16 protein-coding genes are annotated in these 19,655 nt (G+C 49.7%); 1 reads left to right on the top strand and 15 read right to left on the bottom strand.

The genetic code is table 11. From position 1 onward, the window contains the following. Nucleotides 1-3: 3 nt before the first annotated feature. The 6 genes from yfmF to AC50X8_RS21010 all read right to left on the bottom strand — a co-directional run bounded on the left by yfmF (nt 4) and on the right by AC50X8_RS21010 (nt 7,694). A complete protein-coding gene (gene yfmF, locus AC50X8_RS21035) occupies nt 4-1,278 on the bottom strand; it encodes an EF-P 5-aminopentanol modification-associated protein YfmF (protein WP_056038097.1) in 1,275 nt (424 codons plus the stop codon). Between the two features lie 169 nt (nt 1,279-1,447). Continuing rightward, nucleotides 1,448-2,236 carry a spore cortex-lytic enzyme gene (sleB, locus tag AC50X8_RS21030; protein ID WP_494881277.1) on the bottom strand — a complete coding sequence of 263 codons (789 nt, stop codon included), beginning with the start codon at nt 2,234-2,236 and terminating at the stop codon, nt 1,448-1,450. 110 nt (nt 2,237-2,346) lie between these two features. After that, nucleotides 2,347-5,172 (bottom strand): FtsK/SpoIIIE family DNA translocase, encoded by a 2,826-nt coding sequence (locus tag AC50X8_RS21025; protein ID WP_494881272.1) that lies wholly within the window; start codon nt 5,170-5,172, stop codon nt 2,347-2,349. 87 nt (nt 5,173-5,259) lie between these two features. Further along, entirely contained in the window at nt 5,260-5,478 is a 219-nt protein-coding gene (locus AC50X8_RS21020) for a YlzJ-like family protein (protein ID WP_473759297.1), read from the bottom strand. Further along, nucleotides 5,478-6,209, bottom strand: a complete 732-nt coding sequence (locus tag AC50X8_RS21015; RefSeq protein ID WP_494881270.1) for a ClpP family protease — start codon at nt 6,207-6,209, stop codon at nt 5,478-5,480. Before AC50X8_RS21015 ends, AC50X8_RS21020 begins: the two co-directional genes overlap by 1 nt. A gap of 171 nt (nt 6,210-6,380) precedes the next feature. Further along, nucleotides 6,381-7,694 carry a molybdopterin molybdotransferase MoeA gene (locus tag AC50X8_RS21010; protein ID WP_494863939.1) on the bottom strand — a complete coding sequence of 438 codons (1,314 nt, stop codon included), beginning with the start codon at nt 7,692-7,694 and terminating at the stop codon, nt 6,381-6,383. Nucleotides 7,695-8,157: 463 nt separating this feature from the next. Here AC50X8_RS21010 and AC50X8_RS21005 point away from each other — a divergent pair, with 463 nt between their 5' ends. Then, the gene (locus tag AC50X8_RS21005; protein WP_056038115.1) at nt 8,158-9,399 is read left to right on the top strand and encodes a nitrate/nitrite transporter; all 1,242 of its coding nucleotides are present in this window, start codon (nt 8,158-8,160) and stop codon (nt 9,397-9,399) included. An 82-nt stretch (nt 9,400-9,481) separates the two neighbouring features. Here AC50X8_RS21005 and AC50X8_RS21000 read toward each other — a convergent pair whose 3' ends face one another. The 9 genes from AC50X8_RS21000 to AC50X8_RS20960 form a co-directional block, all read right to left on the bottom strand. Next, nucleotides 9,482-11,161, bottom strand: a complete 1,680-nt coding sequence (locus AC50X8_RS21000; RefSeq protein WP_056038118.1) for a ribonuclease J — start codon at nt 11,159-11,161, stop codon at nt 9,482-9,484. A gap of 502 nt (nt 11,162-11,663) precedes the next feature. Then, a complete protein-coding gene (gene dapA / locus AC50X8_RS20995) occupies nt 11,664-12,554 on the bottom strand; it encodes a 4-hydroxy-tetrahydrodipicolinate synthase (RefSeq protein ID WP_494863941.1) in 891 nt (296 codons plus the stop codon). Between the two features lie 182 nt (nt 12,555-12,736). Then, nucleotides 12,737-13,948, bottom strand: coding sequence for an aspartate kinase (dapG, locus tag AC50X8_RS20990; RefSeq protein ID WP_056038124.1), 1,212 nt, complete (start codon nt 13,946-13,948; stop codon nt 12,737-12,739). Nucleotides 13,949-14,015: 67 nt separating this feature from the next. Further along, on the bottom strand, nt 14,016-15,050 hold the full coding sequence (locus tag AC50X8_RS20985; RefSeq protein WP_046230766.1) for an aspartate-semialdehyde dehydrogenase: 1,035 nt from the start codon (nt 15,048-15,050) through the stop codon (nt 14,016-14,018). 47 nt (nt 15,051-15,097) lie between these two features. Further along, nucleotides 15,098-15,691 carry a dipicolinate synthase subunit B gene (locus tag AC50X8_RS20980; protein WP_046230765.1) on the bottom strand — a complete coding sequence of 198 codons (594 nt, stop codon included), beginning with the start codon at nt 15,689-15,691 and terminating at the stop codon, nt 15,098-15,100. Then, entirely contained in the window at nt 15,688-16,587 is a 900-nt protein-coding gene (dpsA, locus tag AC50X8_RS20975) for a dipicolinate synthase subunit DpsA (protein WP_056038125.1), read from the bottom strand. The genes AC50X8_RS20980 and dpsA overlap by 4 nt, the downstream gene beginning before the upstream one ends. Before the next feature lie 103 nt (nt 16,588-16,690). Further along, on the bottom strand, nt 16,691-17,134 hold the full coding sequence (dut, locus tag AC50X8_RS20970) for a dUTP diphosphatase (protein WP_056038128.1): 444 nt from the start codon (nt 17,132-17,134) through the stop codon (nt 16,691-16,693). Next, complete coding sequence (locus tag AC50X8_RS20965) at nt 17,115-18,380, bottom strand: M16 family metallopeptidase (RefSeq protein WP_494863944.1); 1,266 nt, start codon at nt 18,378-18,380, stop codon at nt 17,115-17,117. The genes dut and AC50X8_RS20965 overlap by 20 nt, the downstream gene beginning before the upstream one ends. 43 nt (nt 18,381-18,423) lie before the next feature. Then, a complete protein-coding gene (locus AC50X8_RS20960; protein WP_494881267.1) occupies nt 18,424-19,428 on the bottom strand; it encodes a polysaccharide deacetylase family protein in 1,005 nt (334 codons plus the stop codon). Nucleotides 19,429-19,655: the final 227 nt, after the last annotated feature.

Genomic DNA, 19,655 nt, shown 5'->3' with positions numbered 1-19,655 from the left:
TGGTTACGCCTCCTTCCGATCACGCAAATAATAAATCGTATCGAGCTGCACATTTTGTGCGACTCTGACAATATCAGCAGCAGTAACGGCCTGCACCTGCTCAAGCAGCTTCTCGGCACTTCTTTCCTTGCCGGACAGCACCGCATTAAAATCGTAAGCAATCATTTCATAAGCGGAATCCTGCAGCTCGCGCAAATGATTCGCTATCATCGCTTTCGTCTGGCTCATTTCAAGCTCGGACAGCTCGCCTTGACGCATGCTCTCAAGCTGCTCGCGAATAATTTTGACCGCTTTCTCATAGTTCTCGATTTCGATGCCTGACTGCACCGTGCATATGCCTTTATGTCCATCAAGACGGGAAGCGGCATAATAAGCCAAGCTTTCCTTCTCACGCACATTTAAAAATAGCTTGGAGTGCGGATATCCGCCCAGCACACCATTATACATAAGTGCTGCTGCATAATCATCATCGCCATAAGCGACGCCCGTACGCAGGCCCAAATTAAGCTTCCCTTGGGTCACATCCATCCGTTCAACAACCATATGAACCTCGCGCACCTGGTGAGTAACGTCTGCCTTTGGATAATTTGCCGCTGCTCCGTCTGTCAGCTTGAATGCATCACGTACATAAGCTGTCACTTCCTCAAGCGTAGTATCGCCTACTACGTACAAATCGAGCGCCGCTTCATCAAGCCACTTCTTATATTGCTTGTAGAGAGATTCCGGGGTTATCTCGTCAATTACAGCCAGCTTGCCAAGCGGATGCAGCCTATAAGGCTCATTCGCGCACATTTCTTCAACGCAGCGCTCAGCGGCATAGCGAATTTTATCATTGACGATGGACTCCAGCCGCTTCGTGAGCGTCACTTTCTCCGCATCGACGTATTTGCGGCTGAATGCGCCATTTTCCAGCAGCGGCTCAGTCAGCACCTCGCCAAGCAGCCCTAATGACGCAGCAAGCAGCGGCGTGCCCGAAGATACGAATTGATCATTAATCACATCCATGCGGAATTGAACGATTTGAGAATCGCCACGCTTATATACATCAAAGCCGAAGCCGGCACCGTACAAATCGTCGAGTCGCTCGCGAAATGCTTTCGTCTCAGGCGTCGCCGCCGTCCCTCTGCGCAGCACAAAAGGAATAAGAGCTGTCTCTGTAACCGTATCTTCTGCAAGCACGCGCCCGGCAAACAAGGAAATCGCGAACGTCTTGAAACGCTTAGTTGGCAGCACATGCAGCCGTATTCGACCAAATTGTCCTCTTTCGAAAAGTGTCACCTTCGCTAGCTCCTTCCAAACTAAATTCTTATGCCTACAAAAAGCATAACGTTCTATGCTTCAAGTAAATGTATTCCAATTTCGAGCTTCCTATACCATTCTAACCGATGCGAAAAGGAAGAAGCAACCAGAGCTGCGTTAAGGCAGAACGGTTGCTTCTTTACAGGCTCTACATGCAAAAAATATGCTTGCCTATCGTTTTCACTTGAGGCCTGGTCCATATCCACTTCGAGGTTGCCGTTTCCGGATTAAAATAATACAAGCAGCCATTTGATGGATCCTGGCCATTGATGGCATCCATCACCGCACGGCTGGCTGTTTCATTTGGCGTCAGCCAAATTTGGCCATCCGCTACCGCGGTAAAGGCACCCGGCTGAAAAATAACGCCCGAAATCGAATTCGGAAAGCTCGTCGATTGCAGTCGATTTAAAATGACGGCTGCAACGGCTATTTGCCCTTCGTAGGGCTCGCCTCGGGATTCGCCGTAAACGGCGTTGGCCATCAGCTTCAAATCATTGGCGCTGAGGCCCAGCTTATTGCCCTTGGAAAGCGAGCTTCCACCTCCGCCGCCATTGCTAGGGGCAGCTGTATTACCCGAGCCAGCTTGTCCAGATGGAGAATCTGCTGCTGTCGGCTTCCAGGCTTTAGTCGCTTCCCAAAGCTTCAGCTTTGTCGATGCCCCAACTACACCATCGGCCTTCATTCCAAATTTCCATTGGAACCAGGTAACGGCATTTTTCGTGCTTGCTCCAAACTGTCCATCCACTTTGCCGCTGAAATATCCAAGATGCTTCAGCCTGCCTTGCAGCTCGTACACATCATTGCCCGAGGAACCAACCTTGAGCGTAGCATTACTGAACGTCTCCGAAGTCTTGACTTGATGCATATGCCGGAGAGAGTAGGAGCCAAACAAGACGAAAACGAGTACTGCTGTTATGACCATTAGTCGCTTTTTCATAGAAGGATCTGCCTTTCTCTTACAAGATAGTACGCTAATTAGCAGCGTTGCCTAAGTCTAGTATGAGAAATCAGTGCAGCTTCTATGCAAAATTTTTCGCTGCTGGCATTTTAAGAACTGATTCGTCCCGCTTCGAGCTGATCTATTGTAAGCAGCACCTCACGCGGCTTGCTGCCTTCGTATGGCCCCACGATATGACGGGCTTCCATCTCGTCAATAAGCCTTGCAGCCCTTGTGTAGCCAATACGCATGCGGCGTTGAAGCAAGGATACCGACGCCTGCTTTGCTTCGACGACGATCTGAACGGCCTGATCATACAGCTCGTCCATGACCTCGTCAGAGCTAGCCGTCTCCTCCTCAATTTCCGGTACAAGATCTTCTTTGTACTCCGCTTCTGCCTGTCCTCTGGCATAACCGACAAGCGCCTCTACTTCCTGATCGGAAAGGAATGCGCCCTGTACCCGCGTCGGCTTGGAGGTACCCATCGGCAAGTAAAGCATATCGCCGCGGCCGAGCAGCTTTTCCGCTCCGACCATGTCGAGTATCGTTCGCGAATCGACCTGTGAGGAAACGCCAAAAGCAATCCGCGATGGAATATTCGCTTTAATGACACCGGTAATGACGTCAACAGACGGACGCTGCGTTGCAATAATAAGATGAATGCCTGCCGCACGGGCCATTTGCGCGAGTCTGGCAATGGCATCCTCGACATCATTAGCCGCTACGATCATCAAATCGGCAAGCTCATCGACGATGACGACGATGTAAGGCAGAACCGCTTTCGGATTGTCTGCCATTAAAGTGTTATAGCCTTCAATATTTCGCGTTCCCGATTTGGAAAACAGCTCATAGCGTTTTTCCATCTCGACTACGATTTTCTTAAGCGCAAGCGATGCACGACGCGGATCGGTTACAACAGGCGCCAGCAAATGCGGGATACCGTTGTATACGTTTAGCTCCACCATTTTTGGATCGACCATGAGAAACTTCACTTCATCCGGCGTTGCTTTGTACAAAATACTAGTAATAATTCCGTTTATACAGACTGATTTACCGGAGCCCGTCGCTCCCGCTACAAGCAAATGGGGCATTTTCGCCAAATTGCCCACGATTGGCTTGCCCGCAATATCACGGCCGAAGGCAATCGACAGCTTGGAAGGAGAATCATAAAATTCCTTTGTTTCCATTACTTCGCGCATCGTAACAATCGATATTTCCATATTCGGCACTTCAATGCCGATGGCCGATCTGCCTGGAATAGGCGCTTCCATCCGAATATCCTTAGCTGCAAGCGCAAGTGCAATATCATCAGTCAAGCTGACAATTTTACTAACCTTCACGCCCGATGCCGGCTCAACCTCAAAACGGGTAACGGCTGGACCGATAACGGGATCAAGCACCTTCGCCTTCACGCCAAAGCTTTCAAGTGTGCGCTCCAGCTTAAGCTTCGCCTCCATGGAACTGGAGCCAATGCCGCCTCTAACCATATGGCTAGGCTTGGACAGCAAAGTAAACGGCGGTAAAACGTATGGCTTGACTAGCGGTACGTTTGATGCGGCTAGCGCCGGCTTGCTTTCGGCTGCTTGTTGGTTCGCTTCATGGCTGCCAGCGTTTGAGCCAGGAACAGCAGCAGCTTCCAAATGATCTTCTGCCACTCTCTCGCTATCCATTAAAGGCTCATCATATTCATCGTCACCTTGTTGAACAGCTTGCTCCCCAAATGCACCATTCGCTTGCTCATCTGCGTCATACTCCGAATCTTTTGCTTCATTTCCTTCTATATGTACCAGCTCTTGCTGCTCCTGCGTTTCTTGCGGTCTCCATGGCTCTGACCATTCCTGTTCATCGGTTATGCCGGGGTGAGCGTACGGCTGGGCATCTTTAGCAGCCAAATTCTCCTGCTCACTAGGCCATAAGCTAGCGCTTGTCTCTGGCAGCGGAACTGCAGCAGCTGTTGATGAAGCAACTGTGCTGGGCGCTGTTTGGGCAGCAAATTCATCCTGCTCATTATCCCAGTCCTGATCCCAATCTTCCGCCCAATGCGGTACTGCCGCGCCCTCTTCGCCACGACCAGACTCACCGTGAAGCGGATCATCCTCCAGCTCCCATTCGTCATGGCTGGCGGCAGCCTTCGACTTATCGGATTGTCGCCAGGAGAAAAACAATGACTTTTTATTTTTGACTGGACGTGGTGCAAAATTCTCTTCATCATCGTCAATCGTATTGTCCGAAGTAAGCACGGTGCTTGCTGACGTTACCACGCTTGCATTTCTAGTTGATTGTGCTGCAGCCCGCTCGGCGGAATAATCCGACCATTTGGCTGCGAGCAGCTTGAGCATACGGACAAAGCGGGTACGCAGCGTCTTGAACAACTCCACATACGACTTCCCCGTTATGAGCATAATGGAAATTGCGATCATGACAAGCATGAGCAACTGAGCTCCAATTTTCCCAAATAAGGTGAAAAGTACGGAATATTGCAGCGCTCCAACATAACCACCGCTAATAGCCTTGTCCTTAAGCGGGCGCAAATCCTGCGGATTGGAAGTAAGCAGCTCTCCCCTTAAGTCGCTGTCCAACTGATTCAAAATCACTTTGCCAGACAGCAGTGTCGTATCCCCAAGCTTGCGGTCGATTTCCGCAATGGAGCTCCACAGCGTAAAGGCAAGCACCAGCACAAGCATGCCTGTTTTCCGATTGGACCAGCCTTTCGGCCACATCCGTTTGACCATCACGACCAGCCCCACATATATGCCAATCAGTGCAATCACAAAGTAAAATTTACCCAGAAAGAGGCCGAACAGTTTGGACAATGAACGTCCTACCGTCGCCTCTCCCGATAAAGCAATAATCGATACCGTAATGAGTAAAATACCGTAAACCTCATATTTCAAATTTGCTGCGAGCGATTTCTTGCCCCTTCTTTTCTTAGCCAACGTTCGTCACCCCCGGTAAAACATTATACCATAGGTGGACAAATGTTCCTATTCGTTCGATAGTCCCTTAAACGGCAAAATCCTTTATCAATATTTGACAACAGCTCCTGGCGAAAGCTGCGGATTTAAATAATCATCCAGCCCGCAATGAATGAGTCGAATGACTTTGCCCATCCCTGGCGCAATTGGCTCTACCTGCATATATACGCCATCCACCCAAACTTCGCGGCCCTGATTAATTTTCTCCTCCGCTTGCCAGCCCGCCAGCACTTCTTCCAGCGGAACAATCGTATATAGAACAGACATTAGTTAAACACCCCCGGCATTCCCGTCTGCCTGCGTTCCTCTACTAGCCGCTTAAGCTCCCGAAGCGCATCGCCAAGACCGCCTACCGCATCAATCAAGCCATGGCGAACCGCGTCTCCGCCAATGACTGTTGTTCCGATATCGCGTGTCAGCTCTCCTGTTTTAAACATCAATTCCTTGAAAGTCGCTTCCGACACTTTGGAGTGCATCGTAACGAAGCGAACGACGCGCTCCTGCATTTTATCCAAATACTCGAACGTTTGGGGAACGCCAATCACGGTGCCATTCAAGCGAATCGGATGTATGGTCATCGTTGCTGTCGCAGCAATGAAGGATAGGTTGCCCGCTACTGCTATCGGAACGCCGATCGAATGTCCGCCACCAAGTACGAGCGTAACTGTCGGCTTTGACAAAGAAGAAATCATTTCAGCAATAGCGAGCCCCGCTTCCACATCACCGCCAACTGTGTTGAGAACGATCAGCACACCTTCGATTTTTTGATTTTGCTCGGCTGCGACCAGCTGTGGAATCAAATGCTCATATTTTGTCGTTTTATTTTGCGGCGGCAGCACCATATGCCCTTCAATCTGTCCAATAATCGTCATGCAAAAAATATTGGATTCGGCCTGCGGAATGTTTACCTGGCCCAACTGCTGCAAAGCGTCAAGCGCCCCAGCCGCCTTTTTCTTCTCTTCGTCATACGGCTCAGGTTGTTCTCCTGTTAAACTCATTGAATACGGCCACATCGGCGAATTCCCCCTCTTGAACAAGGCTAATACCGTTTTGGCTGAACCTACGGCTCGTCATAGTATGGGAATGTCGAGTTTATTTATGCCCCTGCTCCTGCAAAACGTCACTTTACGGCCGAATTATTGTAAAATCGCCAACATGGCAAACGCTCGTTAAGTCAAACTAAGAAATGCGGCCTGCCTTCCTGCCTGAAGGCCTTCACTAGGAATCGCTGCCAATGCATTTGCCCCGGCAAAAGCAGCAATATTTCCCGATTTATCGTTCGGCAGCGGCCTAACCCGCCATTCCCCCTCCTCCATCCACACAAATGCGCGAATATAACGGGGATACGGCGAAGGCTTATCCACATCGTCCATTAATATGGCTTGCTTCCACCCCGCCTCACTTCCATCAAGCCCCATCCCATGTTTTACGATTGGCTTCACCAACAGCACAAGCCCTGTGTAACATGCTCCAGGATTGCCAGACAAGCTGATCAGCAGCTTGCCTTGATTTATAAATGCTGATGAATGCGGCCCAGGACGCATCATCACTTTCGTGAACAAAGGCTCAAAACCAAGGCAGTCTGCCGCATGAGCAACGCAATCGTAATCACCTACCGAAATGCCTCCAGTTGTAATAACCAAATCCGCCTGCTCCGCAGCTAGCTTAATCGCCTTAGCAATTAATTCGGCATCATCCTTAATGGGCAAGGAACGAATAACCGATGCTCCCTGCTCCTGTAGAAAGGCTTCCACGGCGAAGCCATTGGCATCATAGATCCGATTAGGCTGCAAGGGCTGGCCTGGAAGCAGCAGCTCATCTCCAATAGGAAGGATTGCAACTATCGGCCGAGCGACTACAGAAGCGTGTTCCTGTCCAAAAGAGGCGAGAATGGCGATTTCCTTCGAACCAAGTATGGTGCCTTTTTTAATGACGAGGCTGTTTTCAGCTATATCTTCGCCTGCTTCGGCAATATTTTTTCCCAGCTGCACGGGCTGATTGATTTGAATTTGCGACATGCCCAGCGCTAAGGCATCCGATTGCTGTCCATGCAGGCTCGGTTGCGACTGAATCTCCTCCTGCCTAATCACAGCATCAAAACCACCGGGTACAGGGGCTCCAGTAAAGATACGTACTGCCGTCAGCTGTTCATTAATGAGAGGACGGCTGCCAAAGCCCGTATGCCAAGCTATTTCTCCCGCCCCCGCCTGCACCTCGCCAGTTACAATAAGCCGAATCGGGTTGCCAGGTGAAGCCGTCTGCGTAAAAGCAGCATGGAGCGCATATCCATCCATCGCTGCTCGACGAAAAGGCGGCATTGGAAAAGGGGAGTAAAAATCCTCGGCAAGCACTCGCTGAGCAGCTTTCTGTAAAAGCACTTGCTCCACCTTTCCCGGCAGCGTATGTTCGAGTAAACAGCGAACCGCTTCGTCAACGCTAAAACCTTTTTTTATATCAACACGATCTACACGGGCAACTGCCATGCTCGACTCCTCCTTCTTATAGCTGAAAATAAGCATAAAAGCCCGTTCCCTGTCTGCAGGGAGCGGGCTTCATTGCCGGTGGGCGGCGGCACACCATTGTGCGGCCTTTTATGTGGATTATGATGAGCATAAAAGAATTCGACATTCATGTCAATATATATGACGCAAATTAAGCGTATAGAGAAAAATTAAGTTTTGTGTAATATTTGTTGACATGAATTAGTCGATATTCTATAATTCAGCTTGAGTTCACAATGAGGTGAGCAACTATCGTCCGCACAGAGTCGTGCTGGCGTTCGGCAATGAGGCCGCAATCCGTCCGAGCTTTAGCTTGGGGCAGACTGCGGCCTTTTCTTCATATGACAGCTGGAATTGCGGTGCGCCATGCACCCCGGGAATGCGAAAACCGCCATCACCCATGCTGACTGAGCACGTGAAAATCAATCATAGAGGAGATAGAGACATGTTAGATAAAAAAGCGTTTTGGAAAAGTGGACATAAACCATCCTTGTTCAGTTCTTTCTTGTATTTCGATATCAGCTTTATGATTTGGATTTTGATGGGGCCGCTCATTGTCGTCATCGCCAGCGATTATCCGATGGATGCTGCACAAAAAGCGAAGCTTGTAGCGCTCCCGATTTTGGGCGGCTCGGTGCTCCGGCTCGTGCTTGGTTTCATGACAGACCATATCGGTCCAAAAAGAACAGGCCAAATCGGCATGCTTGTCACTATGATTCCGCTTATTTGGGGCTGGAAATTCGTTGACTCGTTAACTGAGCTCCACTTTGTCGCTTTATTGCTCGGTGTAGCTGGAGCATCTTTTGCAGCAGCGCTTCCGCTCGCCAGCAGATGGTATCCGCCACAATATCAAGGACTTGCGATGGGTATTGCTGGAGCCGGAAACAGCGGTACGGTTTTGACAACGCTTTTTGCGAACAGGCTGGCACAGCATTTTGGCGGCTGGGAAGCCGTATTTGGACTTGCCCTCATCCCTATTGCAGTCGTATTTGTAATATTCACGATTTTTGCAAAGGAAAGTCCGAATCAGCCTGCGCCTAAAAAGCTTTCCGAATATGCGCAGGTTCTTAAGCAAAAGGACGCTTGGCTATTCTGTCTTTTATACAGTGTAACGTTTGGCGGCTTCGTTGGCATGTCGAACTATTTGACGATTTTCTTCAATACGCAGTATGGACTTTCCGCCATACAGGCGGCAGATTTTACAACGATTTGTGTCATTGCCGGAAGCTTCTTTCGACCAGTAGGCGGCTGGCTCTCTGATAAGCTGGGGGGTATTCGCGTCCTGATGTCGCTGTATGTTGGAGCTGGTGTTATGCTAGCTTCCATCTCCCTGCTGCCTCCACTCTATGTAGTAAGTACCTTGTTGTTCCTTGGCATGATGTGTCTAGGCGCAGGCAATGGCGCTGTATTCCAGCTCGTACCGCAGCGCTTTGGTAAAGAGATTGGCATAATGACCGGCATCGTTGGCGCAGCAGGCGGTGTTGGCGGTTATTTCCTCCCCCTTATTCTCGGCAGCCTTTATCAATCGACGGGCTCCTACACGCCAGGCTTCCTCATTCTCAGCAGTATCGCCCTGCTCAGCATGCTCATGCTCGCGTTCATTCAAAAGGAATGGAAGCGTACCTGGATTGGCAGCGGCGGCAAGGCTAAAATCGACAGCAGCGCTACTATAGCAGCAAAATCCTAATCTGCTGCTCTGTTTCAACGATAAAAAGGAGTGGCGAACGTTCCGGCTATCCGGGCGTCCGTCACTCCTTTTTATTTTTAAACTACACTTCCATAATAATCGGCAAAATCATTGGCCGACGACGCGTTTTCTCATAGAGGAAACGTCCCAGTGCATCCTTGACATTCGTTTTTAGCGAAGCCCATTCGTTCACTTTATCGTTCATCAGCTTCAGCAGCGTAGCAGACACAATTTTGTTCGCTTCATCGAGCAGACCTTCCGATTCACGTACATAAACGAATCCGCGCGAAATAATATCAGGTCCAGACACAATGGTGCCCTCCTGCTTCCGCAGCGTCACTACAACGACGAGAATGCCATCCTGAGACAACAGCTTGCGATCCCGCAGCACAATATTGCCGACATCGCCAACGCCAAGACCATCAATCAGCACATTGCCTGCTGGAACCTTCGAGCCTCTGCGCGCCTTGCCCCCCTGCACCTCTACTGTGTCGCCATTTTCCATAACGAAAATATTGGATTTCTCAATGCCAACCGCCTCGGCCAGCAAAGCATGCTGCCGCAGCATCCGATATTCACCATGAATGGGAATAAAATATTTGGGCTTAATCAGATTAAGCATCAGCTTCAGCTCTTCCTGGCTGCCGTGACCAGAAACGTGGACTCCAGATACCGAGCCTGGACCATAGATGACGTTCGCTCCAAGACGGAACAACTCGTCCACTGTCCGCCCTACATACCGCTCATTACCTGGAATGGGCGTCGCTGCAATAATGACCGTATCTCCCGGCAAAATATCGACTTTACGATGCGTCGAGCGCGCCATGCGTGTCAAAGCTGACATGGGCTCTCCTTGACTGCCGGTACATAAAATAACGACGCGATCCGCGGCCAGCTTATTCACGGCTTCCGGTTCAACAATCATGCCGTCTGGAATGTTCAAATAACCTAACTCTCCAGCGATTCCGACCACATTGACCATGCTGCGTCCTACTACAGCAATATAACGATCCGTAGCAATAGCTGCGTTGATGACCTGCTGGATACGGTGAACGTTGGAAGCAAACGTTGCAACTACGACACGCTGCGGCGATTTGCGGAATATATCTTTGAGCTCTTCCCCTACATTTTTCTCTGAAGGCGTATAGCCTGGACGCTCCGCATTCGTGCTGTCAGACAGCAGAGCAAGCACGCCCTTTTGCCCGATTTCCGCCATCCGCTTAATGTCAGCATATTGCTCATTGACTGGTGTATGGTCAAACTTGAAGTCGCCTGTGTGCACGACGACACCTTCTGGCGTCTCCAAGCACACGCCTACGGAGTCAGGAATGCTGTGGTTCGTTTTAAAAAAGGATACATGGATGCTGCCCAGCTCTATCTCCGAATCCGCATTAATCAGTATTCGCTTCGTTTCGCCCAGCAGCCCTGCTTCCTTCAGCTTGCCTTCAATCAGTCCCAGCGTAAGCTTCGTGGCATATACCGGAACGTTAAGACTGCGAAGCATATAGGAAAGCCCGCCGATATGATCCTCATGTCCATGCGTTATGACAATACCGCGCACCTTCTCGCGATTTTCCTTCAAATACGAAATGTCCGGAATAACTATATCTATGCCGAGCATATCCTCTTCCGGAAACTTAAGCCCCGCATCTACAATTACAATATCATTGTCATATTGAATGACGTACATGTTTTTACCAATTTCACCAATACCGCCTAATGCAAAAATCAACAGTTTATCCTGCACATTTTTTTTGGACAATGACTATCCCTCCTTTTTCCAACCTGATGAGGTCATGTTTTTCTCCTGTTAAACAAGAAGGAAGCTGCTCCATTCTTAGCTTAATTTGCAAATCATTTCCGCACCCGATCACTTGAACTTATTATACATGATGAAAAAGATCGAATACAAGGCTGAGGGGCTGGGTGCGGGAAAAGAATGGGGTGAGGTTGGGGCGCTGCGGGAAAGGTTTGGGGGTCGATCGCCATTCCCCTGTGATTTCTCCAATCTGTAAAAGCTTTAGCGGTAGAAATCACAAGGAAAAAGCGAACGCTCGCGCTTCTCACTCCCAAACCTTTCCCTCCGCTTCTTCCTCTTCACCCATTGCTTTTAAAACCGCTTATTGCCCCCATCACCGGCTGTATATGAAAAATAGGGAGTACAAATGTAATAGGAATAACATGAAAGTTCATGTTGGAAAAATAAAGTGAATAAAAAAAGCTGGTGCCTAGGCACCAGCTTAATGATTTATGAAGAGCTTGAATTAAAATGCGGTTGATGAATCGACGAGGTTTTGCAAAAATTCAGCTTCCGATTCGGTAACGCCTACCAATGGAAGTCTAACTCCGCCAACCGGGAAGCCGCTCAGTCCCATTACATGCTTCAGAGCAACCGGGTTCGGTACCGGATTCGGACATTCGAACAAGCCCTTGAATACCGGGAAGCATTCAGCGTTTAGCTTGGCCGCCAAAGCAACGTCTCCACTCACATAAGCATCGATAAGCTGCTTCATTTTTTTGCCGATAACATGGCTAGCTACACTGATAATGCCATAACCGCCTACTGCTAAAGTCGGGAGCGTTGCCGCATCGTCGCCACTGTAAACCTTAAAGCCCTCTGGAGCGCCTGCTACAAGCTGAATAATCTGTTCCGATGACGCACAATCTTTTGTAGCTACAATGTTGCTAATCGCCGCTAGGCGCAGCGTCGTTTCAACCGAAATATTCACGACTGTACGGCCCGGAACGTTGTACAATACAACCGGAAGCTTCGTCGAATCTGCAATCGCTTTAAAATGCTGATAAAGGCCTTCCTGGCTCGGCTTGTTGTAATAAGGAGCAACAAGCAGCACGCCGTCAACTCCACATGCCTCTGCCACCTTTGTCAAATGGATGGAATGTGCCGTATCATTGCTGCCTGTGCCTGCGATAATTTTAGCCCGTCCAGCAGCGCGCTCTACCGAAAAACGAAATAGCGCTTCTTTCTCCGCATCCGTAAGTGTAGGAGATTCCCCCGTCGTACCGGATACAACAAGACTCTCGCTAAGCTGCTCTTCAATTAAGTAATCGATTAATCGCCCAGTCGCATCCCAATCAATTTCGCCAGCGGCATCGAATGGGGTGACCATCGCCGTAACTAACCTTCCATATTCCATTTTGACTCCTCCTTAAAGTTTTGCGGAGCAAAACTTACTTCGTAAGCATAATCTTAAAGTTTTGCGGAGCAAAACTTACTTCGTAAGCTATCTACATTCAAGTTTCGCAAAGCAAAAGCTTCTTCGCAAGCTCAGGCCCAAAGCTTTGCTTCGCAAAACAGGTCTATTGCCTGTGTTTCCTGCTACAAATGAAGCTCGAACTTGGCATGAAGCGCACGCAGCGCAGATGCCATATCCGCATCTTTAACCAGTACCCAAATGGTCGTATTGGAGTCCGCCGCCTGCATTATAGCAATTCCCTGCAGTGTAAGGGCTTCTACAATACGGGCCATAATGCCTGGAACACCGTTCATGCCGCCGCCAATGACAGATACCTTTGCACAGCCGCTAATCGCGGTCGGTGCATAACCGCAGTCCGTCAGTACGGCTACAGCCTTAGCTGCATCGTAGTCAAATACGGTGTAGACGACTCCGCTTGGCGTCACATTTATAAAATCTACGCTAATATGATGACGGGCCATCGTTTGAAAAACTTGCAGCTGGACGTCCGCCTTGCCTTCTACCGTCTGCACCGAAATTTGAGTAATGCCCGCTACATGCGCAATGCCTGTTACATGACGGTCACTTACCATTCCGGTAGCATGGAGCGGGCTATCCGTTACTAACGTTCCTTCATCGAGCGAAAAGGTCGAGCGCACACGAATCGGTATTCTGGCTTGCTGGGCAATTTCAACAGCACGCGGGTGAATGACCTTAGCCCCTTGACGAGCCATATTGCAAATTTCTGCATAGCTGACGACAAGAAGCGGTTTTGCATCATTCACAATTCGCGGATCAGCTGTCAAAATTCCGTTAACATCGGTATAAATATCTACTCGCTCTGCACGCAGCGAAGCGCCAAGTGCAGTCGCCGACGTATCGCTCCCGCCGCGGCCGAGCGTAGTCAGCTCCCCACTTTCGGTACCGCCTTGAAAACCGGTAACGATAACGACTTTATTTTCACCAAGATTCGTTAGAAGCTGCTCCGGACGCAAGTCGGCAATTCTCGCTTGGCCGAAATGCCCGTCCGTTATAATGCCTGCCTGATAGCCGCTTAAAATAGTAGTGGGAATGCCCTTTGAACAAAGCAAGCTGCATAAGACCGCGGCAGAAATCATCTCACCACAGCCCAGCAGCATATCCCGCTCACGCAGCGGAAGCGAGTCACCATTGCTTCGTACTAAATCAAGCAGCGTATCCGTAGCATAAGGGTCGCCTAGGCGACCCATAGCCGAAACGACAACGACGAGCTGAAAACCATTTTCGCGTTCACGCTTAATATGCTCCAAACAATGATTTCTGGCAAAATCGGATGATACCGAGGTTCCTCCAAACTTCATAACGAGAGTTCGCATAAGCCTCTTCCCCCATCACCGAAAGGCAAGATGCCGCCAGCTATCAAGTCCTTACACCGTTTATTCGTTAAGCCTGTGCGATGTGCTCGGCGATTTGAACCGCATTCCATGCGGCCCCTTTAAGCAGGTTATCCGATACGATCCATAGGTTAAGCCCATTTTCATGGCCAAGATCGCGTCTCAAACGTCCGACAAATACTTCCGGCTTGCCGGCTGCTTCCGTTGCGAGCGGGTAAAGCTGATTCGCCGGATCATCAACCAGCACGACACCCGGGGCGTCAGACAACAGCTGCTTGACATCTTCCAAATCGTAGTTATTTTTCAGCTCAACAAAAACCGATTCCGAATGGCCGTAAACGACTGGAATACGTACGCAAGTAGCAGTAACCTCAATGGTCTGGTCATCCAAAATTTTCTTCGTTTCATTGACCATCTTCATCTCTTCAAGCGTGTAGCCGTTTTCTTGGAACTTGTCGATTTGCGGAATCGCATTAAAGGCGATTTGATGCTTCACAGGCAGCGAGCCTACTGGCAAAATAGCCGGATTGACCGCTTCGCCGTCAAGGGATGCACGCGTCTGGCGCAGCATTTCCTCAATGGCTTTCGCACCTGCTCCAGATACTGCTTGATAAGTCGATACGATAATGCGGTTAATGCCGTATTTGTCTTGAAGCGGCTTAAGCGCAGCTACCATCTGAATTGTCGAACAGTTCGGATTCGCAATAATACCTTTATGCTCGCTTACCTTGTCAATATTCACTTCAGGCACAACAAGCGGCGTATTTGGGTCCATACGGTAAGCGTTCGTATTGTCAATACATACCGTTCCATATTCAACTGCATGCGGCGCGAGCGCCTTCGTAACGTCTCCACCAGCGCTGAATAATGCTATATCAATGCCCTTAAAGCTTTCCGGCTTCGCTTCCTCCACCGTCACTTCCTGGCCTTTGAATGTGATTTTCGTACCAGCAGACCTCGCTGAAGACAGAAGCTTCAGTTCCTTAATAGGGAAGTTTCTCTTATCGAGCAAGTTTAGTATTTGTTCCCCTACTGCGCCTGTTGCGCCAACTACTGCAACGTTAAACAATTTTTGATTTGACATTTGCCGTAATGCTCCCCTCGGTCTTATAAAAACTCAGAATAAAAAACTTAATAATTAAAACGCTCAATAATGAGCGGTTGTAACTGTTTGCCTTGCAGCGCCGCCTCGCATGTTTCCAGTGCCAAATCCATTCTCGCTACGAGCGAATTGGGCTTCTGTACCGGATTATCTTGGCCGAACGGCACAAAATAAATATTTTTCGTTACGATCAGCTTCGCAATATTCGCCAAATTAAGGCCAAGGCCATCATTCGTAGAAATTGCAATGACGATTGGCCTTCCATTTCGCATTTGCGATTTGGATGCCATGAGCACCGCACTGTCAGTCTGCGCATTAGCCAGCCTGCTTGTTGTATTGCCCGTGCATGGAGCAATGAGCAGCACATCAATAAGCTTGGATGGGCCAAGCGGCTCCGCTTGCACGATCGTCGAAATAATTTCATTGCCAGTTATCGCTTTGAGCTGTGTCTGCCACTGCTCCGACGTTCCGAATCTCGTATCCGTCGTCATAATCGTCTGCGATACTATAGGTACTACGTTCGCGCCTGCGTCTACAAACCGCTGGATTTGCGGCATAACCTCGGCAAACGTGCAGTGAGACCCTGACAATGCATACCCTACCGTAAGTCCGGACCAATTCATTCCCCATTCCCCCGATTTATCAAGTCGTCCATAATCAATTGTGTTAAACAATCGGCTATGATTCGTCCAGCAGTTCTGGGTGCGACGATACCGGGGAGTCCGGGCGCGAGCATCGCCTTAATAGCCCGTTTCTCAGCAAAGCGGAAATCAGTTCCGCCAGGCTTCGAAGCCAGATCAATAATGACGCTTCGCGAAGGAAGATTTGCTATAATTTGCGCTGTGACTATCATAGTCGGAATTGTGTTAAAAAGCAAGTCAATATTGCCCGTATATTGCCGCAAATTGCTGGTGTAGAAAGGCTCGAAGCCCATTTCGAGCGCTCTTGCAAAATGCTCTCCCTTGCGTACTCCGACAAGCACATTCGCCCCTAAGCCCTTTAACGTCCGCGCCAATGTGAACCCCGTTCTTCCGAACCCGAGCACCATGCAGGTGGAGCCATGAATCGTAATATCGGTATGTTGAATCGCCATCATTACCGCACCTTCAGCTGTCGGAATGGAGTTGTAAATTGCGACATCGTCGCGCTCAAATAACTCTACCAATTCCAGCTGATGCTGCTTGCAAAGGTCGCTTAAATATGGTTTTGCCATACCAGCGTATACTTTGCAGTGCTTAGGCAAGCGTGCCATATGGCGCTCTTCCAGCCTGATCTTGCTATCGCTGAATACAGCGCTGATGACGCCCTGGTCATCGGTTCCGACGGCAGGCAGCACTAGTGCGTCAACCCCGTCAAACAGCCGTTCATTATATTCAGCCTGAACCGCTCCCTCTGGCGTCGACTGCAGACCGTCAAAGCCCGTTATGACTACGGTCGCATCCAGCTCCGCCAGTTTGCGGATCACCTCAAGCTGCCTGGCGTCGCCGCCGATAAGCAGCACTTGAACGCCTGTTAGCATCGGCTTCACTCCTCTCTTGCGCATGTAGATATAGACTATCTTATGCCTGGGCCTAGAATGGGTGAAAAAAAAGACCGGAGCATCTGCTCCGGTCTTCTAATCCTTAAACGCCAGTATGTCCGAACCCGCCGCTGCCACGCACGGTATCCGGCAATTCGGATGTCTCTTCAATGGTGACAACCGGAACTTGCTGGAACACCATTTGGGCGATGCGCTCGCCGCGTGCAATCGTGAACGGCTCCTGCCCCAAATTGACGAGCAGCACCTTCACTTCGCCGCGGTAATCGGCGTCGATCGTTCCTGGGGAGTTCAAGCATGTAATGCCATGCTTGTAAGCCAGGCCGCTGCGCGGGCGGATTTGCGCCTCCAGCTCGGCTGGCATAGCCATGGCAAAGCCTGTAGGAATGAGCTTGCGCTCTCCCGGTGCCAGCTCAACAGGCTCTGATACAGCGGCCTGCAGGTCGAAGCCTGCAGCCCATTCGGACATTTTGCAAGGAAGCTTGATGTCTTCGTTGCCCTCTACTCTTTTAAACAGTACGCGATACAAAACGATCCCTCCCAAGTTTAGATGCAGCCCTTTCACTCGAACCTACCATCGCCACCGCAAAAGGTGCTGCAAGCAAACGCTCTGTTACGCTCCTCACATCTTCCATCTTCACGGAATCAATGCGCTCAAGCAGCTCATCGAGCGTGTAATGCCGGCCCAGCATCAGCTCATTTTTCCCAAGACGGGTCATTCGGCTGCTCGTGCTCTCCAGACTGAGAATCAGGCTGCCCTTCAACTGCTCTTTGCCGCGATGAAGCTCAGCATCCTCAAGCCCCTTGGAAGCAAGCTCCTCTAACTGCTCCATCGTCAAATCAAGCACTTCCTTCGTTTGCTTAGGCGCCGTACCCGCATACAAGGTGAACAGGCCGCTGTCCGCATAAGAGGAGTGATAGGAATAAACCGAATAAGCAAGGCCGCGTTTTTCGCGAATTTCTTGGAACAGGCGCGAGCTCATGCCGCCGCCAAGCGCATTATTGAGCAGCACCATCGCATAAAGCTTCTCATCGGAAATCGAACAGCCCTGAAAGGACAGGCAAAGATGATTTTGCTCGGTTTTCTTTTTATAGAAAATATAATCGCCGCGGAAATCCGGCGCCTCCACCAGCTGCGATGTACCTTTGCGGTCAAACTTGCCAAAGTACTTCTCCAGCAGCTCCAGCAGCTTGCCCTCTTCCACATTGCCGGCGACACTGACGACGGTGTTGTCAATCGTGTAATAATCGTTCATATACGCGCGCAGTGTATCAGGCGTCATTTCGGCAAGACGCTCCTCTAGGCCCAGAATCGAATAAGCGAGAGGGTGATCGCCATAAGCGGCACGCGAAGCTTCATCATGCACCTTGTCATCTGGCGTATCCTCATACATCGAAATTTCTTCTAAAATAACATTCCGCTCTTTCGCCAAATCCGCCAAATCCAGCTTGGAATTGAAAAACATGTCCGAAAGCGCATCAACTGCGAGCGGCAAATGCTCATCTAGCACCTTGGCGTAATAGCAGGTATACTCTTTGGAGGTAAATGCATTTACATTGCCCCCAATACCATCGAACAGATCGGCAATATCTTTAGCCGTCCGCTGATCTGTCCCCTTGAAAAGCATATGTTCGATAAAATGGGAGATCCCGTTATTTTCAGGCGTCTCATTTCGGGAGCCTGTTTTGACCCAAATGCCAAATGAAACCGAACGGCAGGTTGGGATATATTCAACTACGACTCTTAAACCGTTGCTAAGCGTATATTTTTTCACGAAGGGTCCTCCTGTAAGCATGAATGTTAACACTATATCAAAATTATGGTTGCGGCTCAACAGCAGCAGGTATCCGCGCCTCCGAAAGCGTCTCGCTAACGGGGCCAAGCGCATAGCCCTGGCGTTTAATTTCACGAATCATTCCGGTTAAAGCATCGCGCGAGGACGCTGTCGGATGCATCAGAATAAGTGCGCCAGGCTCCAGCCGCGACGAAATGCGCCGAATGATCCAGTCTGCTCCCGGCTTGGTCCAATCGACCGTATCGATTGTCCATAACACCGTGCGAAGCCTCTGCTCCGCCGCCACCTGTACCGTCATTTGGTTAAAATCGCCCGAAGGCGGGGCAAACCACTTATTCGTCACGCCAAGCGTCGATTTGAGCAATTCCTCCGTACGGGAAATTTGCAAATAAGCATCATTTCGGCTGAGCTCGCTCATCTTCGGATGCGTATACGCATGATTGGACATTTCATGCCCTTCCGCTTGAATTTGCTTGGCGATTTCCGGATATTTCTTCAACCACGAGCCATCTAGAAAAAAAGTTGCCTTTACCTCTTCCTTGTTCAAGGTTTCAAGGATCGGCGTTATGTATTCATTGCCCCACGCAACATTAATCATTAGCGATACCATTTTTTTGTTTGGATTGCCTTTGTATACCGGAAGCGGCCCTAAATCCGCAAGCTTAATACGAGGAGGCGTCTCCTTGTATACATATAAAATCGGCGAAAGGGAGCCCGATGCAATCGTCTTCTCCACCGTGGCGTCGACATCCACCTCCAGCCCATTGTAGCCGGGAATAGCCTTCCATACGCGGTCAATCCGGGCATCGATAGGCTTAATGGAGCGGCTCTCGGCTTCGGCTACGACAGCAGCGCGCAGCTTTGCTTTATTTTCATCCAAAACCGACTCTTGCAGCTGCGTCATCATGCCTTTTTCCTGTTTAATTGCGCTGATATAGCCCGCCGTACCTCCTCCATTCGCCCGAATGAACACCACCATAATCAACATACAGCCTATGGCTGCCCCTATTTTTCTCAGCACCTTCATTCACCCCGTCCCTCATTGCTCCATATGTATGAATATTGGGACGAGATTATGTTAGGGAGAAAATGGTTGCCTTATACAAGCAGGGGATTTTTGACGGCAAAATAAAAAGAGACAGATGGAATCTGGCTCTTTGCTTCGAGTATAAAAAACAAGTGTAAACGGCGTTGCCGTTTTTTTGCGGCAACAGTCCGTTTGGCGTAGAAATAGACGCGTAAATATAAGAGAAA

This window comes from Paenibacillus sp. JT22N15 (assembly GCF_059383755.1).
This window is presented reverse-complemented; position numbering and strand designations above follow the sequence as displayed.

Coding starts and splice junctions, on each gene's coding strand:
- AC50X8_RS20960 (WP_494881267.1), bottom strand. CDS start 19,428: ATGAAGGTGCTGAGAAAAATAGGGGCAGCCATAGGCTGTATGTTGATT.
- AC50X8_RS20985 (WP_046230766.1), bottom strand. CDS start 15,050: ATGTCAAATCAAAAATTGTTTAACGTTGCAGTAGTTGGCGCAACAGGC.
- AC50X8_RS21010 (WP_494863939.1), bottom strand. CDS start 7,694: ATGGCAGTTGCCCGTGTAGATCGTGTTGATATAAAAAAAGGTTTTAGC.
- sleB (WP_494881277.1), bottom strand. CDS start 2,236: ATGAAAAAGCGACTAATGGTCATAACAGCAGTACTCGTTTTCGTCTTG.
- dapG (WP_056038124.1), bottom strand. CDS start 13,948: ATGCGAACTCTCGTTATGAAGTTTGGAGGAACCTCGGTATCATCCGAT.
- dpsA (WP_056038125.1), bottom strand. CDS start 16,587: ATGCTAACAGGCGTTCAAGTGCTGCTTATCGGCGGCGACGCCAGGCAG.
- AC50X8_RS21020 (WP_473759297.1), bottom strand. CDS start 5,478: ATGTCTGTTCTATATACGATTGTTCCGCTGGAAGAAGTGCTGGCGGGC.
- AC50X8_RS21005 (WP_056038115.1), top strand. CDS start 8,158: ATGTTAGATAAAAAAGCGTTTTGGAAAAGTGGACATAAACCATCCTTG.
- AC50X8_RS20980 (WP_046230765.1), bottom strand. CDS start 15,691: ATGAATTGGTCCGGACTTACGGTAGGGTATGCATTGTCAGGGTCTCAC.
- dapA (WP_494863941.1), bottom strand. CDS start 12,554: ATGGAATATGGAAGGTTAGTTACGGCGATGGTCACCCCATTCGATGCC.
- AC50X8_RS21015 (WP_494881270.1), bottom strand. CDS start 6,209: ATGAGTTTAACAGGAGAACAACCTGAGCCGTATGACGAAGAGAAGAAA.